Origin of the sequence: Trichloromonas sp. (genome assembly GCF_041583255.1) — a bacterium.
Classification (GTDB): domain Bacteria; phylum Desulfobacterota; class Desulfuromonadia; order Desulfuromonadales; family Trichloromonadaceae; genus Trichloromonas.
The window spans coordinates 1-8,594 of sequence record NZ_JBFHGD010000140.1 but is presented as its reverse complement, the minus strand read 5'-3'; the positions used below and the strand labels follow the sequence as shown (position 1 = coordinate 8,594).

10 protein-coding genes are annotated in these 8,594 nt (G+C 56.8%); 3 read left to right on the top strand and 7 right to left on the bottom strand.

The genetic code is table 11. The features are described from left to right. From ABYV89_RS11525 to ABYV89_RS11500, 6 genes are all read right to left on the bottom strand, one after another. Window positions 1-372: response regulator (locus ABYV89_RS11525; RefSeq protein ID WP_432823101.1), on the bottom strand; the 372-nt coding region annotated here is incomplete at its 3' end. Then, window positions 369-1,676 carry a sensor histidine kinase gene (locus ABYV89_RS11520; RefSeq protein WP_432823100.1) on the bottom strand — a complete coding sequence of 436 codons (1,308 nt, stop codon included), beginning with the start codon at window positions 1,674-1,676 and terminating at the stop codon, window positions 369-371. The genes ABYV89_RS11525 and ABYV89_RS11520, both read right to left, overlap by 4 nt. A gap of 23 nt (window positions 1,677-1,699) precedes the next feature. Next, window positions 1,700-2,365 carry a GTP-binding protein gene (locus ABYV89_RS11515; protein WP_432823099.1) on the bottom strand — a complete coding sequence of 222 codons (666 nt, stop codon included), beginning with the start codon at window positions 2,363-2,365 and terminating at the stop codon, window positions 1,700-1,702. Window positions 2,366-2,481: 116 nt separating this feature from the next. Next, window positions 2,482-3,474, bottom strand: coding sequence for an HD-GYP domain-containing protein (locus ABYV89_RS11510; protein WP_432823098.1), 993 nt, complete (start codon window positions 3,472-3,474; stop codon window positions 2,482-2,484). Continuing rightward, entirely contained in the window at window positions 3,467-4,423 is a 957-nt protein-coding gene (locus ABYV89_RS11505; RefSeq protein WP_432823097.1) for an HD-GYP domain-containing protein, read from the bottom strand. The genes ABYV89_RS11510 and ABYV89_RS11505 overlap by 8 nt, the downstream gene beginning before the upstream one ends. A gap of 59 nt (window positions 4,424-4,482) precedes the next feature. Then, window positions 4,483-5,298: a response regulator gene (locus tag ABYV89_RS11500; protein WP_432823096.1), complete on the bottom strand. Its 816-nt coding sequence runs from the start codon at window positions 5,296-5,298 to the stop codon at window positions 4,483-4,485. Window positions 5,299-5,875: 577 nt separating this feature from the next. Between ABYV89_RS11500 and lexA the strand changes: the two genes are divergently transcribed. Genes lexA through dinB form a run of 3 tightly spaced genes read left to right on the top strand, consistent with a single transcriptional unit; the run spans window position 5,876 to window position 7,959 of the window. Continuing rightward, window positions 5,876-6,484 carry a transcriptional repressor LexA gene (gene lexA / locus ABYV89_RS11495; RefSeq protein WP_432823095.1) on the top strand — a complete coding sequence of 203 codons (609 nt, stop codon included), beginning with the start codon at window positions 5,876-5,878 and terminating at the stop codon, window positions 6,482-6,484. 3 nt (window positions 6,485-6,487) lie between these two features. Next, window positions 6,488-6,733, top strand: a complete 246-nt coding sequence (locus tag ABYV89_RS11490) for a hypothetical protein (protein ID WP_432823094.1) — start codon at window positions 6,488-6,490, stop codon at window positions 6,731-6,733. After that, window positions 6,730-7,959: a DNA polymerase IV gene (gene dinB, locus ABYV89_RS11485; protein ID WP_432823093.1), complete on the top strand. Its 1,230-nt coding sequence runs from the start codon at window positions 6,730-6,732 to the stop codon at window positions 7,957-7,959. Before ABYV89_RS11490 ends, dinB begins: the two co-directional genes overlap by 4 nt. Before the next feature lie 114 nt (window positions 7,960-8,073). Here dinB and ABYV89_RS11480 read toward each other — a convergent pair whose 3' ends face one another. Beyond that, the gene (locus ABYV89_RS11480) at window positions 8,074-8,394 is read right to left on the bottom strand and encodes a hypothetical protein (protein ID WP_432823092.1); all 321 of its coding nucleotides are present in this window, start codon (window positions 8,392-8,394) and stop codon (window positions 8,074-8,076) included. Window positions 8,395-8,594 lie beyond the last annotated feature (200 nt).

Below are 8,594 nucleotides of genomic sequence, written 5' to 3'. Positions count from 1 at the left end.
CCCCATGATGGACTGCACATCGGCATAGCCGGTAAGCATGATCCGAATGGTGGCAGGCCAGCGTTCTTTCACCATCTTGAGCAGCTGGGCGCCGGTCACGCCTGGCATCCGATGGTCGGAGACCACCAGCTGAACCTCACGGCTCGCCAGGATACTCAGGGCATCTTCAGCGTTGGCGGCGGTTAGAATTTCATAGTTTTCGTCAAGAAAAATCCGTTTGAGAGCCTTCAGCACCCCCTCTTCGTCGTCGACAAACAGCAGGGTAAACCCGCTTTTGGGCACGACCAGCTCCTCACGAGGAGCACCTTTCGACTCCTCTTCGGACGATTGTTCCCCGGCGACGCTGCGAAACAGCCCGGCATATTTGCTCAAAACTCACTCCTTATAACCGGCAATAGCAGGATGAAAGCGGCTCCCCGCCCGGGCCTGCTCTGAACTTCGATGGTTCCCCCCAAACGGTTAACTACGTCATAGGCCACCGTAAGTCCCATCCCCATCCCCTTGCCGACTTCACGGGTTGTGAAAAAGGGCTCAAATATCCGCGACCGGATTTCATCGGGCACCCCCGGGCCGTTGTCGACAAAACTCAACCGGATCGATTCGCCCTCCAGCTCGCTGCGCAGTAGCAGCTGGAGCCCTTCAGGGCGGGCCTGCAGGGCATTGCGGATAAGGTTAAGAAAAACCTGGCACAACAGCCCGGCTTCGGCCTTCACCCCCGGCAACTCCCCAAACTGCCGGAGGATTCTGGCATCAGCAGGAATTTCCGAGTGCAGCACACTCAGGGTCCGCTCCAGCTCCTCATTCAGGTTGACGGTTCCGCACCCCATTTCATCGACGTGGGAAAAGCCCCGCAGATCCGCAACGATTTTCTTGACCCGCTCGGCGCCGGCAATACTCTGGGCCAGGAGCTCGGCAAGATCCTGGCTGATAAAATCGAGTTTCAATTCACGCCAGCGGCTTGCCGCTCCCGCCTCCAGGGCAGCCCCGCCCTCGCCCCTTGCGACCGCCTGCCGGTAATATTCGAGCATGTCGGTGAATCGCGTTACGTATTTCTGCAAGGTTTGCAGATTGCTCAGCACAAACCCCATGGGGTTGTTGATTTCGTGGGCGACCCCTGCCGCAAGCTGGCCGATGGAGGCCATTTTTTCCTGCTGAATCAAGCGGGCATAGGCCCGCTTGAGCTCCTCGGTCCGCTGTTGCACACGAACCTCGAGGGATTCTGCCAGATCCCGGTATTTCTTCTCCGACAGGGAAAGCTGGAGGTTGCTTTCTTTCAGTTCGTCATACGATTGGTTTACCACCCGGGTATGGATTTCGGTGGTCAACATCCGCTTCAGGTTGGCGTGAAGCAACCGCTTAAGAGCCCCGCTGACGACCTGGGCGATCGCCTTCAAGACCCCCGGATCGGCACTTCCGCCGACAAAACAGGCCTGGCCTACCGGTTCACCTTCAAGGATCAGGGGACAGCACAGTACCCCGGGCCCCTTTCCCAGCAGGCCGCCGGTTTCCCGGCCTGCGCTCCACAGCGGCGCCTCGGCCCCATCGACAACCAGCGCCCGCGATATCCCGGCCTGCACGGCGCTTTCCAACAGCGGCATGACATCGGATTCACTGAGCACATCGATGAGCCGCTTTTCCTCACCGACAACAAAGTCAATCGATTCGCGGTTATCCATCCCTTACCTCATCATTTCGGGGCTCAAACCTTGAAACGACTGCCTGGCCGAATCAACTGGTTCAAAAAATCGGCTTTGTCCAAACCGTGAATCGCCTCCAACCCGTACCTGGCGTCGACATGTTCATAGGTCAATTCGGCCAGCCGGGAGAAGGTTTCCACCACCCCCGTTCCATTGAGAGCCGAAGCCATGGCAACCGGAATTCCGGTTGCTGCCCAAACCCGGTGGATGTCGGGTTCAGAGATAACAGCAGGCAAATCCCGCTTGTTGTATTGGATGACCAGGGGAATGGTCTCGATATCCAGCCCCACCATCCCGAGATTACTTTCGAGGTTTTCGAAGCTGTTGCGATTATTCATGGTCTCAATCGATTGGGAGTCTGCGATAAAAGCCACGCCATCGGCGCGCTGCAGCACCGCCTTGCGGGTGGCATCATGCTTGACCTGGCCAGGGACGGTAAAAACCTTGACCTTGATTTTCAGACCGCTCGGCGCCATGATGAAAAAGGGCAACAGATCGAAATAAATCGTTCGGTCATCCTTGGTGTCCAGCACCATCAGATCACCCCGCCCCTCCTGCTCAAGCAATTCATGCAGCTGCAGCAGATTGGTGGTTTTCCCCGACAATGCCGGACCGTAATAGACCAGCTTGAGAACCATGCGTTTTTCAAGTTCGTCGTACTCGATCATTCATGCAACCCTTCATCAACACAGCAACGTCAATTTCAAACGGGCCCGCATCCTGATGCGGTAAAATGCGCGGGAGCTTGTCGGTGCCAGCTCCGGCCGACCAAGGCCGGCATCGCTTATTCAACTTCCCCGTCAGCCGTTTTTGCATTTGCGGAAGTGTTTCGCCCGATCAAAGCAAAAAAAAGCTCCAGCAGTTGGGGATCAAAGCCCCGCGCGCTGGAAGAAAACATCAGATTTCGAGCATCCTGCCTGGAAAGGGCCTGGCGATAAGGCCGATCTGAAGTCAAGGCATCATAGTTGTCGGCGATGGCCACAATACGCGCTTCCAGAGGAATCGCCGCCCCCTTAAGCCCATCGGGGTACCCTTCACCATCAAAGCGCTCATGATGGTAAGCAATGATGTTCTGAACCACGTCAGAGAAACGGGCAAGGGCCGCCAGCCTCTTTCCCCAGACACAATGCTTTTTAACCGTTTCGAATTCCACATTTTCCAGCGGTCCCTTAAAATTGAGAACCGTGTCCGGAATGCCGATTTTACCGCAATCATGAAGCCAGGCCCCGTGTTTGATCTCTTGCCTCATGCTGCTGGAAAAACCCAGGCCATCGGCAAGCAGCAGGGAATACCGGGCGACCCTTTCGCAGTGCCCCCGTGTATAGGGGTCCTTCAGTTCGATCGCCTGGGCGAGAGAAATCAATGCCGGTTCATTCGCTTTTTTAAGATCGCTACAGAGAGAGTAACGCCCGAGCGCCTCTTCAACCACCTCGATCAACACCCTGTTTTCAAAGGGTTTAACAATAAAACGAAAAATTTCTCCCTGATTGATCGCCTCAATGGCCGTGACAAAATTGCCATATCCCGTCATCAGCACCCGAACCGTTGCGGGCACCAGTTCTTTTGCCTTGGCCAGTAGCGCAATCCCGTTTATCCCCGGCATGCACTGGTCGGCAACCAGAACGGCCACCTCTTCGTTCTCCAGGATCCGCAGGGCTTCCTCGCCGCCTTCGACCAGGCGAATACCGATATGGCTACCGTCAAAAACTCTCTCAATAGCCTTGAGGATCAACTTGTCATCATCGACAAATAATACCTGGGCCCCTCGCTCACTCATGTTGGTTCACCCCTGTTAAAGACCCGTACTCCAGCCTGAGAAAAATATCCACCAGTTCAGGATCCAGCGAACTGCCCCTCAGCCCCGAGAGTATCTTTCGTGCCTTTCCCTCTGAGACCCCCCCGCGATAAGGGCGATCCGTGGTCAATGCGTCATAGACATCGGCAACGCTGGCAATCCGCGCCTCCAAAGGGATATCGCCGGCACGGAGTCCATGCGGATAGCCCTGGCCATCAAATCGCTCGTGGTGATAGAGGACAACATTGACTACCGTCGATGGCAGACGGGCCTGTCGGACGACTTCTGCACCGAGAATCGGGTGCCTTTTGATTTCTTTATATTCCATGGGATTAAGAGGCCCGTTGAAATTGAGTATTTTTTCGGCAATTCCGACCTTCCCGCAGTCGTGCAGCCAGCTGCCGTATTGCAGATATTTCTTAAACCGTTCATCGGCAACCAGGGCATCGGCAATGGCCAAGGCATAACCGGCCACCCTGGCGCAATGCCCATGGGTATAGGGATCTTTAAGCTCGATCATCTGGGCCAGCGAAAGGATGGTGGCCTCGTCACCCTCCTTCAAGGAACGCAGCAGTCGATAACGGGAAAGGGCCTCGTCAACAATCTCGAAAAACGTTTTGTTGTCCCAGGGTTTGACCACAAAACGAAAGACGTCCCCCCGGTTTATTGAGGCAATGACCATATCGAGATCGGCATAGGCGGTCATCAGGATTTTAAGAGCATCCGGCGCGAGATCCCTGGCCAGCGACAGAAGTTCAACGCCGCTCTTGCCCGGCATGCAGTTGTCGGAGACGAGAACCGCCACCTCTCTGCTGCGAAGGATTTCCAGCGCCTGCTCGGCGTTACCAGCCAGCAGGATTTCGGCATCGATCTCGAGAAAAACCCGGCTTAACGCGTTGAGGACATCCTGCTCATCATCCACAATAAGCACAACGGCGCGCATTTCCCCGGCGGGCTCACTCGCTCGACAAAACCGACTGGCCGGCCGGTTCATTGTTCCGGCTCCAGAACGAGAATAACCCCCGCCTGCGCCTCCATATCAATGCGCACCCCTTTGACCGTAATCGTCTTGCCACCGAGGACAAACTGCTGAACGAGCCTCTCTTTCATTGCCAATCGACTAATAAACTGACAGACCGGTGGGGGAAAAAAGTCCCGGCCATCCCTGCCGGCAACCACCCCGCCAGAAGCATTAAAAATCTCGGCCACCATCCGGTTGCTGTACACAACAACCCCGTCTTCATCAAGCCCGAGGACCCCCACCGGAAGATCATCGAGAATTTTCGTCGCCCCCCGGAGAGCCCTGTTGTGGGTTACCAGTTCGGAGGTAATTTCCGCGCCCGTCGCTTCGAGACATTCATTAACAAACTGCAGTTTTTGATTGGTTTTTTTCAACTCATCCAGCAATAGCCTGTTTTTCCTGCGCAGATGAAACCGTTCCAGGGCATGCTCAATGGTCAGTTTCAGTTCATCTTCATTCCATGGTTTGGGAATGAATTTATAGATCTGCCCCTCATTGATGGCGGCAACAACGGCGGCCGTGTCCGCATAACCTGACAGGACAATCCGAACCGTGTCCGGCTTCATTTCACACGCGGCCCGCAAAAAATCGACCCCGTTCATTTCTGGCATCCGGTAATCGGAGAGGAGCACCTGAATGCCCTCCTCCTGGCGTAAAATCTCGAGGCCCGCGGTCCCGGACTCTGCCGTCAAGATTTCATATTCACTATCCATAAAGAGCCGGCGGAGGGAACTGAGAACATTTTTCTCATCATCAACAAAAAGAATTTTAATTGTCTCGCCCATCGCTAATCCTTACTGGAATCGGCTGATTGCCAGAGAAAACCGCTCGCGGCCCATGAGCTTTGTCCCATTCCGGGCACATGCATAAGCCGTCGGAGAAACGCCCCGAATCAGTTAAGGTCTGCTCAACAGCCGTCCTGCCTTCGGGGTCCCTTGAATCGGTAAATCCTTATGGTTCTGAAAACACCCTTGGCACAATTGACCTAAACAAACCGAGGAGGTGTGTCAAAAATTTGAATCGAAGAATGTAATCACACCGATTATTTGACTTTTCCTTATGCGGCAGCCCGTCTTACAGGGACTCTCCCTGAACGCAACAGACCCGAATGGTCACTTTTCCCCCTGCAAAAGCATCGACCCATTACAAGAGGCAATATCCATGCCCACCGAGACGAAATACCCCTTGCGCACGCTACGGTCATCTCCTGACTCTGCTGATGGGCCTCATTTTCATTGTCAGTGCCGACAACGACGTAAACGTCCAGATTTACGTTAAACAGCCTACCGCTGACAGCAAATCCCCTTGACAGCACCTGGCTCCGATGGTAGTTACTATTTAGTTACTATGGAGGGTTTCTACATGGATGCGCTGACCAACCGCCAGAAGCAGGTTTACGATTTTATCCGCGGCCATATCGACCGCCGGGGTTATCCGCCGACCCTGCAGGAGATTGCCGGCCACCTTGAAGTTTCCGGCAATCTCGGGGTACTGCGCCACCTCTCGGCGCTGGAAAAAAAGGGCTACATCCTGCGCCATGCGGGCAGCTCGCGGGGGATTACCCTGCGAACCCCCGCCGCCGCGACAATGAGCCTTCCGGTGGTCGGCACTATCCGCGCGGGGCTGCCGCAGCTGGCGGTTGAAGATATCGAAAGCTACCTGACCCTGGACGCATCGCTGGTCAAGGCCAGCGATGCCTTCATCCTGCGCGTTTCGGGCGATTCGATGATCGACGCCCATATCTGCCCGGGCGACCTGGCGATCATAAGGCCGCAGGCGACCGCGGATAACCGCGATATCGTCGCCGCCATTCTGGACGGCGAGGCCACCCTGAAGCGTTTTTTCCGGGAGCACGGGCACATCCGCCTGCAACCGGAGAATTCGGCCATGGCGCCGATCATCGTCTCCCCCGGGCAGCAGGCGCTGACCATCGTCGGCAAGCTCATCGGCATCTACCGCGAGTTGGACTGAACCATGAAAGAGCAGCGCAACGGCATACGGGTGGGGGCGATTCACGGCCCGGGCAGCCGGATCACCCCGGTCTGGTTCGACCTCAACCGCAAGAAGCACACCATCCGCCAGATCACCAACATCTGGCAGGACAAGCAGGGCGCGGCCGCCCGCATTCATTTTTATGTCACCGACGACGGCGCTCTTTATGAACTGGTCTACGACCTCGCCGACACCACCTGGCAACTGGAGCAGATCGACGCCCTATGAATGATCGGGTGATCATGCACATCGACATGAACGCTTTTTTCGCCGCTGTGGCCCAGCAGTCCAACCCGGCCCTGCGGGGCAAGCCGGTCGCTGTAACCGGCAGCGAGCAGCGGACGGTGATCCTGACGGCCTCCTACGAAGCCCGCGCCCGGGGCGTCAAAACCGGGCTGACGGTTGGCGAAGCCCGGGCCCGCTGCCCCGAGCTGATCCTGGTGCCGGCCAACAACCGCCTCTACACCTGGATGTCATCACGGATCATAGACATTTTTCGGGATTACACGCCGCAGGTGGAGGTTTTTTCCATCGATGAGGCGTTTCTCGACATCAGCGGGTCGCTGATTATGTTCGGCGGGGCCGAGCGCATCGCCTGCCTGATCAAGGCGCGGATCAAGGCCCGCTACGGCCTCACCTGCTCGGTCGGCATCGCCCCCAACAAGCTGCTGGCCAAGCTGGCCTCCGAAATGCGGAAGCCCGACGGACTGACCATCATTGCCGCCGCGGACATCCCGCGGGTGCTCGAAGACCTGCCGATCGGGGAACTCTGCGGCATCGGCAGAAAAACCGAGCGCCAGCTTCACCTGCTGGGGGTGGCCACCTGCGGGCAGCTGGGCCGGTTCCCGCCGTGGATACTGACCCGTAAATTCGGCATCATTGGGGAACAGCTGCAGAGGATGGGCCGGGGCATCGATCTCTCCCCGGTGCGTTCTCCCGCACAGGAGGCTGAAGTAAAAACGGTGGGGCACAGCATGACGTTGCGGGAGGATATCCGGCGGCGGGAGACTATTCTGAAGTTTCTGCTGCAGCTGGCGGAAATGGTCGGCCGCCGGGCCAGAAGATACGAGGTGCGCGGCCGAACGGTGACGCTGACCATCCGTTACGCCGATTTCACGACCTTCAGCCGCCAGCAGACCCTGGCAACGGCCATCCATCACAGCGATGACATCTACCGGGCCAGCATCCGCATCCTTGACTCCATGGAACTGGATCAACCGGTGCGCCTGCTCGGGGTGCGGCTTTCGGGACTCCAGCGGCAGGCCCGGCAGTTACCGCTTTTTGGGGAGGACGGGATACAACAGAGACTGGCGGAATCCATGGACCGGGTGAATGATCGCTACGGCGAATTCACCCTGATGTTCGGCAGCCTGCTCGACCAGAAAGAAAAAGCGAGCCACGTAATCTCCCCGGCGTGGCGGCCCGAGGGGATTCGCAACGTTGCCGTTTTGTAGCAACAGTTCACGGCCGCGAATTTTATTCGGGCAGGGCGATCAGGGGTTTTCGCAAATCATTCCCGCGCCCGGCAAGGCTGCGAATTAACACCGCCACGACAAAACCCGGAGCAACTATTCGAACCAGGCTGAAGTCAGCGGTTCGGCGGTTGCCGGCAGTTTTACCAGGAAGGAGCGACGCTCCCCTTTGGCTATCGGCTCCGAAATGCTGACGGAGGAACAGACCGTTTTCCCCTTGGTCGTAACCCCGCACACCTTGCTTGGCGCAAACAGGGCGCCAGCTGTCGTCTCTTCGGACATGACCACGGTCACCCGCGCCTCGTTCCCCCCGGAAATGGTTCGAAAAATCTCGTAACTCGATACGTACCAGTACGCACCTTCGGCATAAGCGATCGCAGAAAACAGCAGCAGCACGGCAACCAGACTCTTTTTCATATCCCCCCCTTTGGCGGACGCCCCGATTAACCTCCCGTTTCGAAACCCGGGCAGTTTATCAGGAGACTCTTCATGCTAACACCAATCAGCGTCCGGTCAACAGCAAGAGCCTGAAAATCACAGCACATTACGCCAAACTAATCACAGGTTATCGTCTTTGCGGATTGAAATAAAAATGGATCGGCCATGGCCGATCCATT